The following is an 18,500-nucleotide window of genomic DNA, read 5'->3' as shown; positions in this document are numbered from 1 at the left end:
TTCCCCTGCCCTCAAGGGGGAGAGCACGCGCTCAGTCGCTTAATTCAGCCTGGACTTGACGTCCTGAAGCGAGGCCTGGAACAGGTCGGCGCCCGCCTTGGCGTCAATCTTGGCGGCGAGCAGCGTGCGGGCGGCTTCGACCGCGATATCGACGGCACTGGCGCGCACCTCGCCGATCGCCTCGCGCTCTGCCTGACCGATCTTCTGTTCGGCAAGCGCGGTGCGCCGGGTGACATAGTCCTCGGTCTTCTTGTGCGCCTCGGAAGCCAGCATGTCGGCCTCACGCTTGGCGGCGGCGACGATGTCGGCGGCCTCCTGCTCGGCTTCCTTGCGCTTGCGCTGGTATTGGCGGAGCAGTTGCTGGGCCTCCTCGCGCAGCCGGCGCGCTTCTTCAAGCTCGTTGCTGATCTTGTCGGCGCGGGCGTCGAGCGCCTTGGCGATCAGCTTAGGCACCTTGACGTAGACGGCAATGGCCAGAAAAATGACGAGGGCAACGGTGGCCCAAAGCGTCGCGAGTGATGTGGCGTCCATGATGCGCTCCTCACCGGGCGACGGATTTGACGGCTGCCGCGATCTCGGCCTTGCTGGCCTTGCCGCCGACAAGCGCCTCGACGATCGCCGAAGCCGTGTCCTCGGCGATCGTGCCGACTTCCTTCATGGCATTGGCCTTGATGGTCGAAATGCGAGCCTCGGCTTCGCCAAGCTTCTGGTCAAGCGCTGCCTCTACCTTCTTGCGGGCGGCTTCGGCTTCCGCCTTGGCGGCATCGTTGGCCTGCTGGCCGATCGCATTGGCCTTGGTCTTGGCCTCCGCCAGTTCCTGCTCATAGGCGGCAACGGCGGCATCGGCCTCGCCCTTCAGCCTGGCGGCATGGTCGAGATCCTGGGTGATGCGATCGTTACGGACATCAATGATGCCGCCGACACGCGGCATCACCACCTTCTTCAGGAACAGGTAGAACAGCCCGAAGGTGATCGCCAGCCACAGAAGCTGCGACGGGAATGTCGCCGGATCGAATGGCGGGAACACGCCGTGCGCCTCGGCAGGCACACCGGTGCCGGAATGCGTATCGCCTTCCGTGCCGGTATGGCCGCCTTCGACGGCGGGCGCGGACTCTTGCGCAAAGGCAGATGTCACGAACATGGACTATCCCCTGATGTCAGGCCTGCCGCCGATTGCGGCCGGCCCTTCCAATTCCCAATGTTAGCCGAACAGGGGCTCAGCCGAACAGGGCCAGAAGCGCGATGAGCAGGGAGAAGATGCCCAGCGCTTCAGTCACGGCGAAGCCGAAGATCAGGCGGCCGAACTGGCCATCCGCGGCCGACGGATTACGCAATGCGCCCGCCAGATAGCTGCCGAAGATGTTGCCAAGGCCAATACCGGCGCCACCCATGCCAAGGCATGCGATGCCGGCGCCGATGAACTTTGCTGCTTCTGCTTCCATGTGTTCAACTCCTTTGGATCTAAAAATTCCGTTGCGATATCATCCGGCAGCAAGGCCGGAAACTCTTGGGTCAACCTCTAGTCAGTGCCCGGGATGCAGGGCGTCGTTCAGATACATGCAGGTCAGCACGGCAAAGACGTAGGCCTGCAGGAAGGCGACCAGCAGTTCCAGCGCCGTCAGCGCCACAGCCATCGCCAGCGGCAGGACCGATCCGGCAATGCCGAGCGTGCCAAGCGCGCTCAAGCTCACCACGAAGCCCGAGAACACCTTCAGCGTGATGTGGCCGGCCAGCATGTTGGCGAACAGACGAACCGAGAGGCTGACCGGGCGCGAAACGAACGAAATCACCTCGATCAGCACCACCAGCGGCAGCAGGTAAACCGGCACGCCATGCGGCACGAACAGTTTCAGGAAACCAAGGCCATGCTTCATGAAGCCGTAGACGACGACGGTTCCGATCACCAGCGCGGCAAGGCCGAAGGTGACGATGATATGGCTTGTGACGGTGAAGAAATATGGAAAAAGACCGAGCAGATTGGCAACGAGCACGAACATGAACAGCGAAAATACCAAGGGAAAGAACTTCATGCCCTGGGTTCCGGCTGCGTCCCTCAGCATGTTGCCGACGAATTCGTAGGCCATTTCCGAGATCGACTGAAGACGGCTGGGAACGAGGCTGCGGCTCGACGTGCTGAGATAGAGGAACGCCGACGCAACGGCGACGGTCGCGACCATGAAGAGCGCCGAATTGGTGAACGACAGGTCGTAGCCGCCGATCTCGATCGGAATCAGCTTGTTGATATGGAACTGGTGGATCGGATCGACCTTGTCAGCAGCCACTTTAAATCCCCATCAAAGCCGCGCGCGGCTTTAGTGTCCTGTTCACTGCGCCGGCAAGCGGCGCCTCAAGTCATTCTTTCGGATCGCGGGCTTTGTCGCCCTGCCCGAATTCCGCCATAAGTCCCGCGGAGCGCAGGACATTGAGCACGCCGGCGCCGAAACCGAGCAGCAAAAAAACGATCAGACCCCATGGCGATGTCCCCGCCACACGGTCGATGATCCAGCCAAGACCAGCACCAACCACTATCCCGGCGATGAACTCGCTGGATAGCTTGAGCGCCTGGCCATATCCGGCCGCACTGCCCGCTTTCGCGTCGTCTTTCCCCTCGAGCCGGTCCGGCCGCCTTGTCGCAAGCGATGCTTCAAGGTCGCGTCGGCGGCGCTCAAGATCGTCGTCGCGGATATCGGCTTGACGCTGTTTGCCGCGGCCGGTTTCTCCGGTTCCGTCTGGCCCATTCTTGTCGGCCATCGCAACCCCCTTGCCCGGTCAGATCGTCACCGTCCGTCCGCTCTTAAGTCGCCGGCAACATAGTTAGAGGGTCCGCGCCCGTCAAGCCACGGGCGGGACTTCAGCCATAAGTATTTTTTCTAGGAAAATCAAGGGCTTGCTAGGGTGCGACATCGTGCCCGCTACCGCCGCTGGCGTGCCGCGACCGAATCCCTCCGGCGACGGGTCTTCGATCGGCCGCGCCCGGGGCCTTGCCGGAGCGCTCAGCTCCAGCCACCGCCATAGGTGCGATAGAAGATGTGCAGGCCGATCCTGGTCATTTTTTTCATCGTCCGCGCCCAACCCGGGTTGACGTAATTGGCGTAGTAATGGGTCGACGATCCGACTTCCGGGATGAATATCTTGCCGGCAGTGACCGCCATGGCGATGTCCTGCGCGGTCTTGTAGTGGGCGGGACTCTGGATGCGCTTCTTCCTGCCGTCGCAAGCGAAGGAAAACTGGCAACGGTTGAACCATTTGTCGTTCTGATAGACGACGCCGCAGATCGAGTTCGGATAGGCCGGATTGCGAACGCGATTGAGGATGACCTGGGCGACGGCGGCCTGGCCGCGCAGCGATTCCCCGCGTGCCTCGAAATAAATGCCGTTGGCGAGGCAAGTCTGTTCCGCTTTGGAGAAGACGCTTGCCGGCAGCGGCGTTTGCATCCACGAATGATCGCCCTTGGCCACCGGCGGAATGAAACGGCCATCGTTCGGCTTCTCGTCCTGAAGCAAGGCCTCGAAGGGCGAAGCCTGGGCATAGTCAGGCGCGGCCGCTGCGTAGGCGGTCGCCAGGACGTCGGGGCGATCATTGTTGACCAGGGCGGCCAGCATGGCCGGCACGCCAGGATCCGGCTTCTTGTCGACGCGCCTATGAAACGCGGCGGCGATCTGGATCTCCTTGCCTTTGATCTCGGGCTTGGCGAAAGCCATTTTCAGCTCGCTGTCCACGCTCGGGCGAAGCAGCGAGGAGGTGCGCTCAAAAACCGAGCCGGCATTGAAGTTCTTCGGCGGCGCGACCGGCGAGACGATGATGATGCGGCCCTTCTTGTCGGCGCGCATGATGCGGTCCTCGTCGGGCGTCGTGCCGGCCACGCTGCCCTTGCCGCGAAACGACACGGCGCCGATGCCTGGCAAGCGGACGCCGGAACCCGAGATCGAGCCGGTGGTGTCGGAATCGAGGAAAGGCATTTCGGCGGCATGGACCGAGCCGGCGACGGATTTCTCGACATAGGCATTCCAGCGGGCGTTCGGCGCCTTGAGACCGGAAACCAGGCTCGTCATGTCCTGGTAGGCAATGACATTGGGAAAGCCGACCCAGATGCCAAGTCCAATGACCAGAGGAGACAGAAACGAACGTCTTTTCTCACCGGCGAAAGCGACAAGCCGCTTCAAAACACGTCGATGCACGGAACTCTCCAGAAACGCAACGGACCCCACTGGAGAGGCACGATGATGCATTAACCTTGATGGGGCGTTAACGGAGTTCGAGAGCGCCAATCATTTCAAAGGCCTTGTTGGAAACGGCTCCAACGGTCGCAATAACCACTCCGCAGAGCACTGTCAGAGATGGAGGAGCCTCCTCTATGCCACGAACATGCTTAACGGCCCGTCATCGGCGAGCGGTCTCTTGCTTCAATGAGGTTTTTCGGTGGCGTGCTGGTCCGGTCAGGGGATGATTCCGCGAGGGCCCCGGCGCAGCTGGATCTGGCGGGTACCGCAGCATTTCTTGAACTTCATACCAGAACCGCAAGGACATTGATCATTGCCGCTGCGTTGCAGCCGGCCGACCAGGGGGAGCATTGCTGCGGAAGGCAGGAGCGTCGCCGCAAGGGCCGCCAACTTGGCCGAGATTCCCGGCACGACGAGGCGACGACCGGATTTGAACCCTCGCCACGCACGTTCGGCCACATACTCCGGATCCACCTTGGGCAAGATGCTGAAGAGCGCCGTCTGACTGGCGCCTGACCTTGCGAGAAACTCCGTCGACACCGGGCCTGGCGCCACGCATGTGACCGTCACACCGGTTCGGCGCACCTCCTGGTGAAGCGCCTGTGAGAAGAAGCGCACGAAACCTTTGCTGGCGAAGTACAGAGCCATGTAAGGTCCGGGAACGAACCCGGCCACGGAACTGAGATTGAGCACCCCGCCCCGTCGCCGCGCCACCATTCCCGGCAGAAAATGGAGGGTCAATTCTGTGAGCGAATGTATGTTGAGATCGATGATGCCGAGTTGACCGTCAACAGGCAGCGCCGTCGCCGCGCCCCGCAAGCCATAGCCGGCGCTGTTGACCAGGACATCACAGACCAGGCCGTGTGCGGACAGAAAGCCCTCCAGGCGCGTTGGCGCATCGCCTGCCATGAGATCCAACTCGAGCGTGAATGCCTCGCCACCCGCCTCCCGAACCTCAGACGCCGCGGCGGCCAAACCCTCGGGCGAGCGGGCCACCAGCACAACCGCGCCGCGCTCCCGTGCAGCGACGCTCGCAATTGCCCGGCCAATTCCACCCGAGCCGCCAATCACGACGACGGCCGGCCGCAATTCACGGTGCGAACTCACGTCGCGTTCCTCTGTCTTGCAGGAGCGGAAACACTTTGACCGAGCAGCACCACTTCATTTGCGACAGTGCCGTTCAGGATCTTTTCGAATCTCTCCAGTGCTCGTGCGACATTCGCTCCATCCATGACACGGTGATCGTAGTGGATGCGGACATTCACCGATCCGTCTTTGCCGATCGGACCGTAGTTTAGAAGCGTGGTCAATGGTGTCAGCGGGTTGAGTGATTCCGCACCGAGACCAGAATAGACGGACAGTTGGAAGGTACCGAAGTAATTTGCCCTTTGCCGGGCGATGTTCAACCCTAGCCACATAAGCAGCCACCTGACTGGCGCGGGCGCACCTGCCATCCGCAAGGCACGCCGGAACTCCGGGACCTCGAGGATCGGCCGTGATCGAGCCGCGTGGATGGAACCCTCAAGTTCCGTGATGGAGTAGCGCTCCGGGCACTTGATGCAGCTCAGCAGAACGGCCGGCTCGCCGTCATATTCGCGCTCGTGGGCAATCGAGGCTACGCTTGCCGGATACTCGTAAAGCTGCGGCCAGGGCAACTTGACATAGGCGCGCCGCAGCTCCGGCATCTCCAGGGCGAGAAGCGCATATGCTTTCAGGAAGATCGCGGTCCACGAGGGCCTGGTCTGCTGCGCCATTCTAGCCCTTACGAGTGGGCCGAGGTTCATCTGACGCTGCACCGCGACCCGTGGCACGCCGATCGAAAACCTCATCAGATCGCCAACAAGGCGCCGGGGCGCCGAAAGCTTGATGGCTCGGCCTCGCATCAAACGACCTCTAATAAAGATAGGGGAATATTCGCTTGGTCCTCTCCATATAGGCACGGTATTGCGAGCCTAAAGTCTCCAGCATCATACGCTCTTCCTTATCCACTCTCAGCAGGAAAAGGACGGCGAAACCAATCAAACCGGATATGCCCGCAATCCAGTTCGGCAGCAGAAAGAGCTGGCCGAGCCCCATAAGCAGGAACGAGGTGTACATCGGGTGACGGACCAAGGCGTATGGCCCGGCGCTGACCAGTTCATGCCGTTCGCGAATCTCGAGCGTAATTGACCAGTTACGGCCAAGTTCCTTGTGGGACATGCGAAAAATCCACAGCGCGGAGCAGAAGATGATGGTTCCGAGCGCCACCGACCACAGGCTGGCCGGATGGTCAGCCGCTGCGGGGATGCCGGTGGCGACATGGAAGCCAGGCAGGATCGCCAGGCCAAGGAGAGCCGATGCAAGCCCGACGGTGTCGGAACTCGAGCGGCCGCCGGCTACAATTCGCACGCGCCTTGCCCGGCGCTCGAACGGATACCGGATCACGTACCAAGCAACGATGCCGATCACCCAAATGATCTCGCCAAGTGAAGCTACAGAAATGGTCACTTCAGGTCACCGGAGCCTTTTCTCGATCTGGGACCACGATAAGCCGTCGCAACGATATCAGCGTCCGAATTGTCGACCGAAGACATTCAGAGCGCGCTCCTTTCGGAGTTGACCGGGCGAATGAGGCGAAAGCGGGTTTGCCGATCGCATTTCAACCCCCGTTCATCTCCCGAAGCTTGGTTATGAATTGTTGCGGCCGCAGCCAAGTACCGGGGGTCTTATACCCCATCGATCTGGCGATGTCCGCTACGAATGCGTTGCAGTTGTAAAGCGAGGCGTGCCAAAGCGGAGAGCTGGCCTGCAGCTTTCGTATGCTCGCGACGACTTTCCTATATTCGGCTTCGGTGAGTAAAACACGCCAGCTTGCCGACCGGTAGGCATCTTCCAGGTCGCCATCCGTCCACCCGGTCGAGGCTGGCACGGGCGCCAAATGGCCGAGAACATAGACATTGGGATCATCGGACTTTGGAGCGAGCCCCGCGACTTCGGGGTTGACCATCCGTCCCGCCTGGTTCAATCGTCCAAAAATCACGTAGGAATGGCCGTAGGTAAGGGCGTACCGGGAGCGGAACTCGATGAAATGCCGTTGGGCCGCGCGCGCCGGCATCGCCGCGGTTCTCAGTGCCCGATCATTGGACACAAAAGTCGGCTGGGGCTTGTTGTCCTGCGACTGACATGACGCCGCGACAAGCGCGAGCAGGGCCACAATTGTTGAACGGCCACTTACAAGCGTCATCTCATCCAGAACTCCGAGGACCGCACACCTGGTGCCAACCTCTGCCCGCTAACCGCAGGTAGGCTGCGAATCCGGCCTTGGCCCCTGCTAATCGATGGGGAAGGGCCTGGCGGCCCTTCCCCAAATCTCCGAAAGCCGGTGCTTACTTAATCACGGGCTCTTCTACGGCAGCGGGTTCCGGCGGAGGAGCCTTCCCCTTTCCTTTACCGATCCAGCCGTTCGCGCAGCCGCTCAGGCTGGTAACGGCGAGGGTAGCAACCATTACAATCAACATCCTGCTCATCAAGCAATCCTTTCCCCAGGGGCGGAAGAGCCTATAGAATCGCCACAAATAAAAAGATATGCAGCCCCACCAAGTTAGCTGCGATCTACACCAACGCCTAGTGCAGAAATGACACAGTTGGCACCCGGTTGCAGGCGGCTTTGCGGTGACGTGCCGGCAGGGCTCACCATCCAACGGAGATCAGGCCTGCCCACCATCAGACAACCACCACCGTCGTGCCCAAAGGAGTACGGTCGTAGAGGTCAATGATATCGTCATTGATCAAACGGATGCACCCGCTCGATACCGCTGTGCCTATCGTCCATGGCTCGTTGGTTCCATGTATCCGGAAGTGAGTGTCGCGCCCGTCGCGATAAAGATAAAGGGCACGCGCACCAAGCGGGTTGTTTGGTCCGCCAGGGACCCCTCCTGCATACTGCACCAAGCGCGGCTTGCGCCTCATCATATTGGCGGTGGGTGTCCACGACGGCCAGTCCGCCTTGCGGGCGATGGTCGCTGTACCCTTGAACGAAAGTCCCTGCTCGCCGACGCCGACGCCATAGCGCGTCGCCCACCCGTCGGTCTCGACGGCATAGAGAAAACGTTGCGAAGTATCGACGACGATCGTTCCAGGCGGCTCGTTTCCGTAGTACCGCACATGCTGCCGTCGATAACGAGGACTGAGGCCACTTCTTGGTCCGAACGCGGATGAAATCGGCTCCGTCACCTGTCGTAACGTCGACGTACATCCGGAGAGCATCAGAGCCAGACTACCCAGCACGAGCCCCCGGCGCGCAATGTGGTGTTCTTCCATTTCTACCTGCTAGGAAACTGGTCAATCTACCGCCCGCCCTCGTCTCTACCATTGCAAGGCCTGCGGGCCAAGTCTCGCTTTGTGGTGGCAAAATGAATTCACAGGATTGACAAGCGAATTGGAGCGAAACTTCTTGCGATAACCGTCCGCCTCTGTTCGGTTATGTCACAATGGGCATAGGACAGAGACGATGAAGCCTGACTTCCATGGTAAAGTCGCGATTGTGACCGGCGCAGGCTCCGGAATAGGAGCGGCTGTTTCACGGCAACTCGCGCAAGAAGGAGCCGAGGTTGTTGTCGCCGACCTTGATGCCGAGGCCGCGCGCTGCATGGCTGCCGAAATAATCGCGCAAGGAGGCAGGGCCTACGACTTTGCGGTCGATGTCACGGATGCGGCAGCCGTGGAAAAGCTGATCGAGTTCACTGTCCAGAAATGCGGCGGACTGGATATGGCGGTAAACAATGCCGGCATCGACGGCGTTCGGAAAGCGACGGCAGACTATCCGCTCGACAACTGGCACAGGCTGATAGACGTCAATCTAAATGGCGTTTTCTACAGCATGAAGTACGAAATCGCCGCCATGCTGGATCGAGGCGGAGGCGCCATCGTGAACATGTCCTCGATTCTCGGTTCCGTCGGCTTGCCGACTGCTTCCGCATACACGGCAGCGAAACACGGGGTCGTTGGACTAACCAAGGTTGCGGCGATCGAATATGCGAGGATGGGCATCCGTATCAATGTCGTCGGCCCCGGCTGGATCGAAACGCCTCTTCTATCGGAGCAAGTGGAGGCATTAGCCACGCGGCGCATGGCAGCCCTTCAGCCGATGGGCAGGCGCGGCAAACCGGAAGAGGTAGCGGCTCTTGTCTGCTTCCTGTTGTCCGATCAGGCCAGCTTTATCACTGGGAGCTACCATCTGGTGGACGGAGCTTACACCGCCCATTAGCGCGTCGTAGCTGATGCTGGCGCCCAGAAGACGCGGCGCTCAGCGGCGTTTCTTCGCCTTGCCGGCGAACGGATTTTCCGAGGTGCGCAAGGCGATGCGGATCGGCACGCCGGGCATGTCGAAGGCTTCGCGCAGACTGTTCGAGAGGTAGCGGACATAGGATTGCGGCATCGCGTCCGGCCGTGAGCAGGACACGACGAAGCCCGGCGGGCGCGTCTTGGCCTGGGTGACATATTTGATCTTCAGCCGGCGCCCTGCCACGGCAGGCGGCGGATGATGCGCCAGGATGCCTTCCAGCCAGCGGTTGAGCTTGCCGGTCGAGACGCGGCTGTTCCACACTCTGTGCGTCCTGATGACGGCATCCATCAGCTTGTCGAGGCCGCGCCCGGTCTCGGCCGAGACCGGCACCGCCTGAATCCCGCGCGCCTGCGGCAACAGCCGCTCGGTCTTCTCGCGCAATTCCGCCAGGAGTTCCTGGGGATGGTCGATCATATCCCATTTGTTGAAGGCGATCACCGGCGCGCGGCCCTCGCGGATGATCAGGTCGGCGATCTGCAGATCCTGCTTCTCAAAGGGAATGGTGGCGTCGAGCACGATGATGACGATCTCGGCAAAGCGAATGGCGCGCAAGCCGTCCTGCACCGACATGACTTCCAGCTTTTCGTGGATCCTGGCCTTGCGGCGCATGCCGGCGGTGTCGAACAGTTTCAGGCGGCGGCCATGCCAGTCCCAGTCGACGGAGATGGAATCGCGGGTGATGCCGGCTTCCGGCCCGGTCAAGAGCCGCTCCTCGCCGATCAGCGCGTTGATCAGCGTCGACTTGCCGGCGTTCGGACGGCCGACGACGGCGATGCGCATCGGTTTGGTATCGTCATAGCTCGGCTCGGCATCCGGATCGGTGATGTCCTCGCCGATCAGCGCCTCGCTGGCGGCAGCCTCCTCGTCTGCATCTTCATCTTCGCCGAAGGCGCGCGCCTCGCCCAGTGCTGATATCACCGCATCGCGCAAATCGGGCAGGCCCTGGCCGTGTTCGGCCGAGACCGGGATCGGCTCGCCAAGGCCGAGTTCCCAGGCCTCCAGCATGCCGCCCTGGGCGCCGCGCGCCTCGGCCTTGTTGGCGACGACGACAACCGGCTTGCCGGACTTGCGCACGATCTCGGCGAAGGTCTTGTCGTCAGGCATCAGCCCCGACTTGGCATCAATGGTGAAAAAGATCAGGTCGGCTTCGCGGATGGCGATCTCGGTCTGGGCGCGCATGCGGCCCGGCAACGTCGACGCAGCAGCATCCTCGAAGCCGGCAGTGTCGATAACGTCGAAATGCAGGTCGTAGAGTTTGGCGGCATGGACGCGACGGTCGCGGGTGACGCCCGGCGTGTCGTCGACAAGCGCCAGCTTCCTTCCCACCAGACGATTGAAAAGGGTCGATTTGCCGACGTTAGGCCGGCCGATTATGGCGACTTTGAACGTCATGCGGCCCTACATCTGCCAGCATGTCGTCGTCCCAAAACCGCACCACACTTTTGGGCGACATGCGCCTGCCATGCATGTCGTTGCCCCAAAACCGCTACACACTTTTGGGCGACATGCATTACGACACGCCGCCCGACCCACGGATCAGCTCGGACATCAACGTCGCCCGCTCGCGCGCGTTGCGCGGGGCGCTGTCATCCGAGGCGATCTGGTCGAACAGTTTCAGTGCGTCCGTCGCCTTGCCTTCCTTCCAGGCGGCAAGGCCGAGCGCCTCGCGCGCCGTATGGCGCAGCGGATTGGTGTCGGCGGTGAGCGTCTCGACTCGGCCCGAGACATCGGCGAACGAACCGTGATCGACGAGCAGCAGCGCTGCCCTGAGGCGCGCCATGTCGCGAAGGCCTGATGGAATGTCCGTATCGGCGGCGACCTCGTCGAAGTCCTTGACGGCGGCGGCGACATCGCCCTTGTCCGCCTTTACGGTTGCCGCTCGCATGCGGGCGAGCAGCGGATAAGCGCCGTAGCCATCCTTCTCCAGCGCATCGAGGGCCGCCAGCGCTTCGTCGCTCTTGCCTTCATTGGCAAGCCTCAGCGCCTGCGAGAAGGCGTCGCCCGAGCGATTGGCGCGGGTCTCGTCCCAATAGCGATAGCCGACGAAAGCGGCGGTGCCGACCACCACCAGTATCGCGAGCGCAAGCAAGGCAGGGCCAAAACGGTCCCATAGCGCATGCGCCTGATCGCGACGCATCTCTTCGTTGACTTCGCGGATAAAACTGTCGTCCGACATCTCAAACCCATCCTGCCCGCCCGAGGGCGGTTTAGAGCGACGTGCGTCCATGGAAAGTACGCTCTAACACTTTGAATTGCGCATCTTGCTTCCTGAAAAATCAATTCTGCTCTTCAGGCCGATGCGGTAGCCCGCGTTTTAGCGAAATTTTGCCGGCATGGAAGGGGTTCGACCGGAAATTCGGCTAATCGCCGGTCACGTGACCGCAAGGGGCGACCGCAGCCACGCCACATTTCGCCGATAGCCGGTGCGCGAACCCTCCTCAAAATCCAGATCGGACACTGATGCCTCGTTTGTCCCGCGTTGTTGCGTTTTCGATCGCGTCGCTGGCTGCGGCGGGCGCTGCTGTCGCCGACCCGCCAGCGCCGGTAAAGCCGAAGCAGGCCGTCATCATCTCGTTCGACAGCGCCCGCGATATTTCCCAATGGAAGCGCAGCCGGGCGCTGGCCCAGCGCACCGGCGCCCATTTCACCTATTTCGTGTCCTGCGTCTTCCTGCTGTCGCCGGAGACGCGCAAGCAATACACGGCGCCCGGCAGGACCTCAGGCAAATCCAATATCGGCTTCGCCGCCTCGAAACAGGAAATCGCTGACCGGCTCGAGCAGATAAACCTTGCCGCCTCGGAAGGCCATGACATCGGCAGCCACGCTTGCGGCCATTTCGACGGCAAAGACTGGAGCAAGGCCGACTGGCTGAACGAGTTCGGTTCGTTCAAGCGCATTCTCGAAAACGCGTATTCGATCAACGCTATTGCCTCCGAACCCGCAGGCTGGCGCGAAATTGCACGTAAGGCGGTCGGCTTTCGCGCACCCTATCTGTCGGCAAGCAAAGCGCTCTACGAGGCGCTGTCCAAGGCGGGCTATTTGTTCGACGCGAGCGGCGTGTCGCGCGGCCCCGCCCGGCCACCGACCAGCGACGGCATCACACGCTTTTCGCTGCCGCAGATTCCGGAAGGTCCTGACACAAGGCGGGTGATCGCCATGGACTACAATCTCTATGTCAGGCATTCCGGCGGCTTCGAGCGGCCGAGCAAGGCGGACGAATACGCCAACCGGACCTATGACGCCTTTCGCGCCGCCTTCGACGCTCAATACCAGGGCAAACGCATTCCGCTGGAACTCGGCTTTCACTTCACACTGATGAATGACGGCGCCTACTGGAAGGCGCTGGAGCGCTTTGCCGGTGAGGTCTGCACCAGGCCCGACGTCGAGTGCATCAGCTATCGCGACTATGTTTCGCGGCGCGATGGCGGCCAAACACGGGCGTGGGCGGCTGACTAAAGCGCGTCGCGTTCGACCGGCCTCATGCGACGCGCTTTAGGTTGTCGTATTGTGCATGTCGTTAGAAGCGCTCGCCCTCGCGATTCTCAACTTGCCGGCTGATCTTCAGGGCGCAAGCCGGCTCGCTCTCGCTCCAGGTAGGCCTGGTCGATTTCCGGTAGCGGCGCGCCTTCCAGCGTCGCTTCGAAGGCGCGCAGGCGCTTATAGATGGATATCAGCTCGACGATGGTCGGCCAGGAATTCACGAGATATTGGAACGAACTGGCGACTTGAGAAAAGGCGGTGACAATCTGCTGAAACACCCCAAAGGTTATCTTACCAAGAGATAATGTCGGAACAAGAATGAGTGTGGCAAAAACGTTATCCACCTGGAGATAGAGATAACGCACCATGTCGAAGTATACATAGTGAGCGTAGAGCGTGAAATAGTTCTTCCGAACGTTGCTGAAAAGCTCGGCCAGCGTTGGTGGCTGCGCTCGTGCCGTATCGTCCTCACCGAGGACAAGTTCCTTGCGCAGGGCGGCTTCAACACGCTGATTGCGAAATTCCAACCCAGGCAACTTGACGCCGACGACTGCCAGCAAGCCGGTGCCAAACAGAGACCACCCGATCGCGGCAATGACCAGCGGATAAGGGATTGCGCCGACGATTGGGAGAGTTGCAACATGGAGAGAAAGGGAGGCCAGCAAGGGCAGGAATGCAATCAGGGTCATGATCGAGTCGATGAAGTTCACTCCGAGCCCCTGCATTGTGCCGGAGAAGCGCATCGTGTCGTCCTGAACGCGCTGCGACGCCCCTTCGATATGGCGCAGCCGCGGCCAGTAGGCGGTAAAATAATCGTTCATCGCGGTGCGCCAGCGAAACACATAGTGCCTGACGAAAAAGACGTTCAGAACGGCAATGCTCATATAGACCAGCGCCAAGGACAGAAACTGCCATACTCCGTAGTACAGCTCGGCAGGGGTAACGGAGCCGGGCGTGGTAAGCGCCTTCTGCACCATGTCGTAAAACATGCCGCGCCAGTCATTGAGCGCCACGCTGATCTGCACGATGAAATTGGTGACGAAAATAATCAAACCAGAGCCAAGGATCGACCAGTTCTGCCAGCGATGCGGGGAATACAGCGCCCAGAAAAGGTAGAATACGCCCATACCGGCGAAGAAATATCCGTAGAACCAGAGGAATGCCGGCGTCAGGAATCTCACCGGGCTGATGACTGGTGCTGCCTGCGGGTCGACCGGCGGCATGCCGAGCATCGTGCCGAGGTGCTCGCCGCCGAAAAACCACAGGAGGACGAGCAGAAGGCTCCAGGCGACGGCCGAAATAAAGAACAGCTTCGGCTGCGGGAAGAAGGATACGAACACGTTGGGGAAATCCTCGGTCGATGCGCAAATCAGCGGCGTTGCTGTTCAGCGGGCATAAGGTCACACATCGATCGCAATGAAAATAACCGGCGCGCGACGCCCGGCACCGAGCAAGACCATAATCATGGCGTTTTTGGCGCAGCCGACCAGGTGACCGCGCCGGAGACAAGCAGCACGGCGGCGGCCACGATCGATGCGAGGAAGAAATCGCCCGAGGCTTGCGCAAGCAGACCGGCGACGATCGGACCGATGATCTGACCGAGGCCGAAGGACGCCGTCATCAACGCCAGGATCCGGCGCGGCGCTTGCGGGGCAAGCTGCCTTCCGGTCTGCAGGCCGAGGGCGGTGATGGCGATGAAGGTGCCGCCAAGCAGAAACCCGCCGAGCAGCGGGCCAACGTGTCCGCCGACGGCGACGCTCGCGGTGACCCCGACGACCTCGACAAGGCACCCCCAGGCATAGGCCTGGTAGAGCCCGATCTTTGCCGCGATCTTCTGCCACAACCAGACCGAGGGAATCCCGGCAAGGCCGGTGACCATCCACACCATGGTTTCGAAGACGCGGCCGCCGCCGCCCTGCCGGACGATGGCGACCAGGAACGTCGCCGTTACAATATAGCCGAAGCCGAACAGCCCGTAGGCGACAATCATCTTGGTCAGCGAGCGGTCCTTCGGCAGCGCCGGTTCGCGACCATCGGCGCCGTTGGCGGCCGCAGTGCTGCCGAGCAGCAGCATCACGACGGCAATGGCGCAGGCTGAGATCGCGGCGGACCAGAACCAGCCCGCCGGCCAGCCGGCATGTTCGGTGACGAGTATCGCCATCAGCGCCGAGGACGCCGCTATGCCAAGGCCGACGCCGCCGAAATGCAGCGCCTGCAGGTCGTTTCGGCCGGCCGCGGCGAGATGGCTGAAAACGATGCTGGACATGAACACCAGGACGAAGGCGCTGGCCACACCGGCAAGAAAGCGGATGAAAAGAAAAGCCGCCATCGTGTCGGCCAGGCCCATCAGCCCGGTGAGGACTGCGGTGGCGGCAAGACCGGCAAGCATAAGCAGGCGCTCGCGACAGTGTGCCCAGCCGCCGACGGCCGCCAGCGCACCGACGAGATAGCCGAGATAGTTGGCGGACGCGACCCAGCCGGCATCGGCCGGCGACAGGCCAAGTTCCTCCATCATGCCGGGCAGGATCGGCGTGTAGACGAAGCGGCCGATGCCCATGGCGAGGGCCAGGGCAATCATGCCGGCGAAGGCGAGACGCAAAGGGGACGGCGAAGCGGTGTTCATTGCAGTGCACAATAGGTGCGCCTGCCGGCGAGACAATCCGCTTCTTGTTGGGCCAGAACGGGTTGCAGCGGCAGACGAGCAGCTTCCAGCCAACCAATCTCCGACGTTGGCGATTGGCCGCAGACCACCATGGCTTCGTCATCCCTGGGCGAAGCAAGGAGCGAAGCGACGCGGCGCAGACCCTGGGATGACGAAGAGAGGGATGGTTCAGCCAATCTCCAAGGTTTGCGATTTGTCCCTGAAAGGAACTGAGCCCGCTCCCGCCTTTGCTCGCATCTTCAGCCGCAGCCGACCTGGCCAGTGCCCGTCTCATAGGCCGTGCGCCGGGCCGTCAGCCGGAACGGCAGGTCGCCGAGTTCGCGCTCCGACATGGTGTTGAGCACAGGATGCGACAGCGGATCGGTGGCCCATCGGGTGGCCCCGCTTTCATGCGACCGGCTTTGCCGCGCGCCGGCAGCGGAAAAGCACCCGAGCAGTGACAAAATCTTCATCGTATTTTTCCTCCACAGGTCTGCTTGTTCCTTAAAATTTGCCGTTCTACCCTGTATTTCAATTGAGATTTCAACCGTGGCGGTTTAGAAAAACTGCATGGCCATGCTCAACCGCGTCCACCTCAACGGCCTGCGCGCCGTGGAAACCGTCGCCCGCCTGGGATCGCTTTCGGCTGCGGCGAGCGAACTCAACGTGTCCGCCAGCGCCGTCAGCCAGCAGGTCAAGCGGACGGAAGCGCAACTTGGCCAGGCGCTGTTCGAACGAACGGCAAGCGGTCTGATGCCGACCGAATTCGGCACCGTCTTCACCGCCCGGCTCGGGGCAGGTTTCCGCGAGCTCGCCCAAGCCGTGGCGCTCGCCGACGAGGCCTCCGAATGCACGCTGGTGGTCTCGGTCGCGCCGGCCTTTGCCTCGAAGTGGCTGCTGCCTCGACTGTCACGTCACTTCGCCCGGCATCCGAATGTGCTTTTGCGCATCGACGCCTCGGTGCGGATTGCCGATCTCGATCGTTCGGACATCAACATCGCCATCCGGCTTGGCGACGGCAAATGGCCGGGCGTGCGCGCGCAACTGCTACTGGCGCAGGAAGTCTTCCCGGTCTGCGCCCCGGTGATCGCCGACAAACTAAAATCGATCGAAGATCTCGCCCTGACCTGCGCGATCACCGACGAAAAAGCGATGATCAGCTGGGAAAGCTGGTTCGAGGCGGCCGGGGTAAAGCCGGTCACCTTCCTCAAGGGCGCGCGCTTCACCGACCCGATGCTTTGCCTGGAATCGGCGATTGCTGGCCACGGCGTCATGCTCGGCTGGCAATTGCTGACGGCTGACGCTCTCGCCGACGGCCGGCTGGTCGCGCCGTTCGGCGTCCGCGCGGAGAGTGGGCTGGGCTACTGGCTGGTCACCTCGGCCAGTAAGAGCGAGAGCCGCAAGGTGCACGATTTCAAGATCTGGATCCGCGAGGAGATAGAGGCAACGATGGCGCAGTTCGGCGCGCTCGCCGGCGCGGCCTGAGCGGGCCGGGTCGATCACGGTGGAAAGACCGACGGCACCGGTCTATGTAAGAACCAGACTCCCACATCGCGACAGGCAGGATCATGACCACACATTCGCGCGGCGTTTCCGCAACGATCGACCCGGTGAAGCTCGACAGGCTGGCAGAAGTCGCCATCAAGGTCGGGCTGCAATTGCAGCCGGGGCAGGATCTGGTGCTGACATCGTCGATCGCAGCGCTGCCTTTGACGCGACGGATTGTCGAGCATGCATACAAGGCCGGCGCCGGCCTGGTGACGCCGATCCTCAACGACGACGAGATGACGCTGGCGCGCTTCCGCTATGGCGCCGACGCCGGCTTCGACCACGCCGCCGGCTGGCTCTACGAGGGCATGGCCAAGGCCTTCGCCAACAATGCGGCGCGGCTTGCCGTGCGCGGCGAGGATCCGTCGCTGCTGTCGGCGCAGGATCCGGCCAAAGTGGCGCGCGCCAACAGGGCGAACTCGATCGCCTACCAGCCGGCACTGGAAAAGATCACCGGCTTCGACATCAACTGGAACATCGTCGCCTATCCCGACCTGGCCTGGGCCAGGCAGGTATTTCCCGACGATGCCGACGACGTCGCCGTGGCAAAACTCGCCGACGCGATCTTTGCCGCCTCACGGGTTGACGTGGACGACCCGATCGGCAACTGGACAGCGCACAACGCGGCGCTGCGCAGCCGCACCGAATGGCTGAACGGCCATAATTTCCACGCGCTGCATTTCACCGGACCCGGCACCGACCTGACCGTCGGTCTGGCCGACGGCCATGAATGGGTGGGCGGCGCTTCGACCGCCAGGAACGGCATCACCTGCAACCCGAACATCCCGACCGAGGAGGTTTTCACCACGCCGCATGCAAGGCGCGTCGAAGGCCATGTTTCGAGCACCAAGCCGCTGTCGTACCAAGGCACGCTGATTGACGGCATTGCGGTGCGTTTCGAGGAGGGTCGCATCGTTGAGGCCAAGGCCAGCCGCGGCGAGGATGTGCTGAAGAAAGTGCTCGACACCGATGAAGGCTCACGCCGGCTCGGCGAGGTCGCGCTGGTGCCACATTCCTCGCCGATCGCGGCGAGCGGCCTGCTGTTCTTCAACACGCTGTTCGACGAGAATGCCGCCTGCCATATCGCGCTCGGCCAGTGCTATTCGAAGTGCTTTGTCGACGGCGCCTCGCTCACTCAGGACGAGATCGCGGCGCGCGGCGGCAACAAGAGCTTCATCCATATCGACTGGATGATCGGCTCGGACAAGGTCGACATCGACGGCGTCGGCAAGGACGGCAGCCGCGTGCCGGTGATGCGCAAGGGCGAGTGGGCGTAGGGGTGAGTGGG

The 18,500-nt window shown here is 61.9% G+C and carries 21 protein-coding genes; 4 read left to right on the top strand and 17 right to left on the bottom strand.

Annotated elements, in window-relative coordinates:
- Positions 1-39 precede the first annotated feature (39 nt).
- The 12 genes from NMG70_RS30835 to NMG70_RS30780 form a co-directional block, all read right to left on the bottom strand.
- Positions 40-531 (bottom strand): F0F1 ATP synthase subunit B, encoded by a 492-nt coding sequence (locus NMG70_RS30835; RefSeq protein WP_254027971.1) that lies wholly within the window; start codon positions 529-531, stop codon positions 40-42.
- Between the two features lie 10 nt (positions 532-541).
- The gene (locus NMG70_RS30830; RefSeq protein WP_023799396.1) at positions 542-1,141 is read right to left on the bottom strand and encodes a F0F1 ATP synthase subunit B; all 600 of its coding nucleotides are present in this window, start codon (positions 1,139-1,141) and stop codon (positions 542-544) included.
- A 76-nt stretch (positions 1,142-1,217) separates the two neighbouring features.
- The gene (locus NMG70_RS30825) at positions 1,218-1,442 is read right to left on the bottom strand and encodes a F0F1 ATP synthase subunit C (RefSeq protein ID WP_023799397.1); all 225 of its coding nucleotides are present in this window, start codon (positions 1,440-1,442) and stop codon (positions 1,218-1,220) included.
- Positions 1,443-1,523: 81 nt separating this feature from the next.
- Positions 1,524-2,282 carry a F0F1 ATP synthase subunit A gene (locus NMG70_RS30820; RefSeq protein ID WP_254027970.1) on the bottom strand — a complete coding sequence of 253 codons (759 nt, stop codon included), beginning with the start codon at positions 2,280-2,282 and terminating at the stop codon, positions 1,524-1,526.
- Positions 2,283-2,352: 70 nt separating this feature from the next.
- On the bottom strand, positions 2,353-2,751 hold the full coding sequence (locus NMG70_RS30815; RefSeq protein ID WP_023799399.1) for an AtpZ/AtpI family protein: 399 nt from the start codon (positions 2,749-2,751) through the stop codon (positions 2,353-2,355).
- Positions 2,752-2,993: 242 nt separating this feature from the next.
- Entirely contained in the window at positions 2,994-4,178 is a 1,185-nt protein-coding gene (locus NMG70_RS30810; RefSeq protein WP_254027969.1) for a cell wall hydrolase, read from the bottom strand.
- A 258-nt stretch (positions 4,179-4,436) separates the two neighbouring features.
- Positions 4,437-5,327, bottom strand: coding sequence for an SDR family NAD(P)-dependent oxidoreductase (locus tag NMG70_RS30805; RefSeq protein ID WP_254027968.1), 891 nt, complete (start codon positions 5,325-5,327; stop codon positions 4,437-4,439).
- Complete coding sequence (locus NMG70_RS30800) at positions 5,324-6,103, bottom strand: 2-oxo acid dehydrogenase subunit E2 (RefSeq protein ID WP_254027967.1); 780 nt, start codon at positions 6,101-6,103, stop codon at positions 5,324-5,326. Before NMG70_RS30800 ends, NMG70_RS30805 begins: the two co-directional genes overlap by 4 nt.
- Before the next feature lie 10 nt (positions 6,104-6,113).
- The gene (locus NMG70_RS30795) at positions 6,114-6,701 is read right to left on the bottom strand and encodes a protein-S-isoprenylcysteine O-methyltransferase (protein WP_254027972.1); all 588 of its coding nucleotides are present in this window, start codon (positions 6,699-6,701) and stop codon (positions 6,114-6,116) included.
- Between the two features lie 157 nt (positions 6,702-6,858).
- Complete coding sequence (locus tag NMG70_RS30790; RefSeq protein WP_192362514.1) at positions 6,859-7,443, bottom strand: hypothetical protein; 585 nt, start codon at positions 7,441-7,443, stop codon at positions 6,859-6,861.
- A 142-nt stretch (positions 7,444-7,585) separates the two neighbouring features.
- Positions 7,586-7,726 (bottom strand): ABC transporter, encoded by a 141-nt coding sequence (locus NMG70_RS30785; protein WP_254027966.1) that lies wholly within the window; start codon positions 7,724-7,726, stop codon positions 7,586-7,588.
- A 196-nt stretch (positions 7,727-7,922) separates the two neighbouring features.
- The gene (locus NMG70_RS30780; RefSeq protein WP_254027965.1) at positions 7,923-8,519 is read right to left on the bottom strand and encodes a L,D-transpeptidase; all 597 of its coding nucleotides are present in this window, start codon (positions 8,517-8,519) and stop codon (positions 7,923-7,925) included.
- A 190-nt stretch (positions 8,520-8,709) separates the two neighbouring features.
- Here NMG70_RS30780 and NMG70_RS30775 point away from each other — a divergent pair, with 190 nt between their 5' ends.
- A complete protein-coding gene (locus tag NMG70_RS30775) occupies positions 8,710-9,465 on the top strand; it encodes an SDR family NAD(P)-dependent oxidoreductase (protein ID WP_254027964.1) in 756 nt (251 codons plus the stop codon).
- A 39-nt stretch (positions 9,466-9,504) separates the two neighbouring features.
- Here the strand turns inward: NMG70_RS30775 and der are convergent, their stop codons facing one another.
- Both der and NMG70_RS30765 read right to left on the bottom strand, forming a co-directional pair.
- Positions 9,505-10,935, bottom strand: a complete 1,431-nt coding sequence (der, locus tag NMG70_RS30770) for a ribosome biogenesis GTPase Der (protein ID WP_254027963.1) — start codon at positions 10,933-10,935, stop codon at positions 9,505-9,507.
- Positions 10,936-11,053: 118 nt separating this feature from the next.
- Positions 11,054-11,719 carry a tetratricopeptide repeat protein gene (locus NMG70_RS30765; RefSeq protein WP_254027962.1) on the bottom strand — a complete coding sequence of 222 codons (666 nt, stop codon included), beginning with the start codon at positions 11,717-11,719 and terminating at the stop codon, positions 11,054-11,056.
- A 284-nt stretch (positions 11,720-12,003) separates the two neighbouring features.
- On the opposite strand from NMG70_RS30765, the gene NMG70_RS30760 reads away from it, so the two are divergent.
- Positions 12,004-12,999 (top strand): polysaccharide deacetylase family protein, encoded by a 996-nt coding sequence (locus NMG70_RS30760; protein WP_254027961.1) that lies wholly within the window; start codon positions 12,004-12,006, stop codon positions 12,997-12,999.
- 86 nt (positions 13,000-13,085) lie between these two features.
- Here the strand turns inward: NMG70_RS30760 and sbmA are convergent, their stop codons facing one another.
- The 3 genes from sbmA to NMG70_RS30745 form a co-directional block, all read right to left on the bottom strand.
- Entirely contained in the window at positions 13,086-14,363 is a 1,278-nt protein-coding gene (sbmA, locus tag NMG70_RS30755; protein ID WP_254027960.1) for a peptide antibiotic transporter SbmA, read from the bottom strand.
- A 122-nt stretch (positions 14,364-14,485) separates the two neighbouring features.
- Positions 14,486-15,646, bottom strand: a complete 1,161-nt coding sequence (locus NMG70_RS30750) for a YbfB/YjiJ family MFS transporter (RefSeq protein ID WP_254027959.1) — start codon at positions 15,644-15,646, stop codon at positions 14,486-14,488.
- Between the two features lie 278 nt (positions 15,647-15,924).
- The gene (locus NMG70_RS30745) at positions 15,925-16,137 is read right to left on the bottom strand and encodes a hypothetical protein (RefSeq protein WP_254027958.1); all 213 of its coding nucleotides are present in this window, start codon (positions 16,135-16,137) and stop codon (positions 15,925-15,927) included.
- A gap of 97 nt (positions 16,138-16,234) precedes the next feature.
- Here NMG70_RS30745 and NMG70_RS30740 point away from each other — a divergent pair, with 97 nt between their 5' ends.
- Positions 16,235-17,149 carry a LysR substrate-binding domain-containing protein gene (locus NMG70_RS30740; protein WP_254027957.1) on the top strand — a complete coding sequence of 305 codons (915 nt, stop codon included), beginning with the start codon at positions 16,235-16,237 and terminating at the stop codon, positions 17,147-17,149.
- An 83-nt stretch (positions 17,150-17,232) separates the two neighbouring features.
- Positions 17,233-18,489, top strand: coding sequence for an aminopeptidase (locus NMG70_RS30735; protein WP_254027956.1), 1,257 nt, complete (start codon positions 17,233-17,235; stop codon positions 18,487-18,489).
- Positions 18,490-18,500: the final 11 nt, after the last annotated feature.

The organism is Mesorhizobium ventifaucium (assembly GCF_935822925.1).
GTDB lineage: Bacteria > Pseudomonadota > Alphaproteobacteria > Rhizobiales > Rhizobiaceae > Mesorhizobium > Mesorhizobium ventifaucium.
The sequence above is the reverse complement of the archived record's forward strand: the minus strand, read 5'-3'. Positions and strand labels throughout refer to the sequence as shown.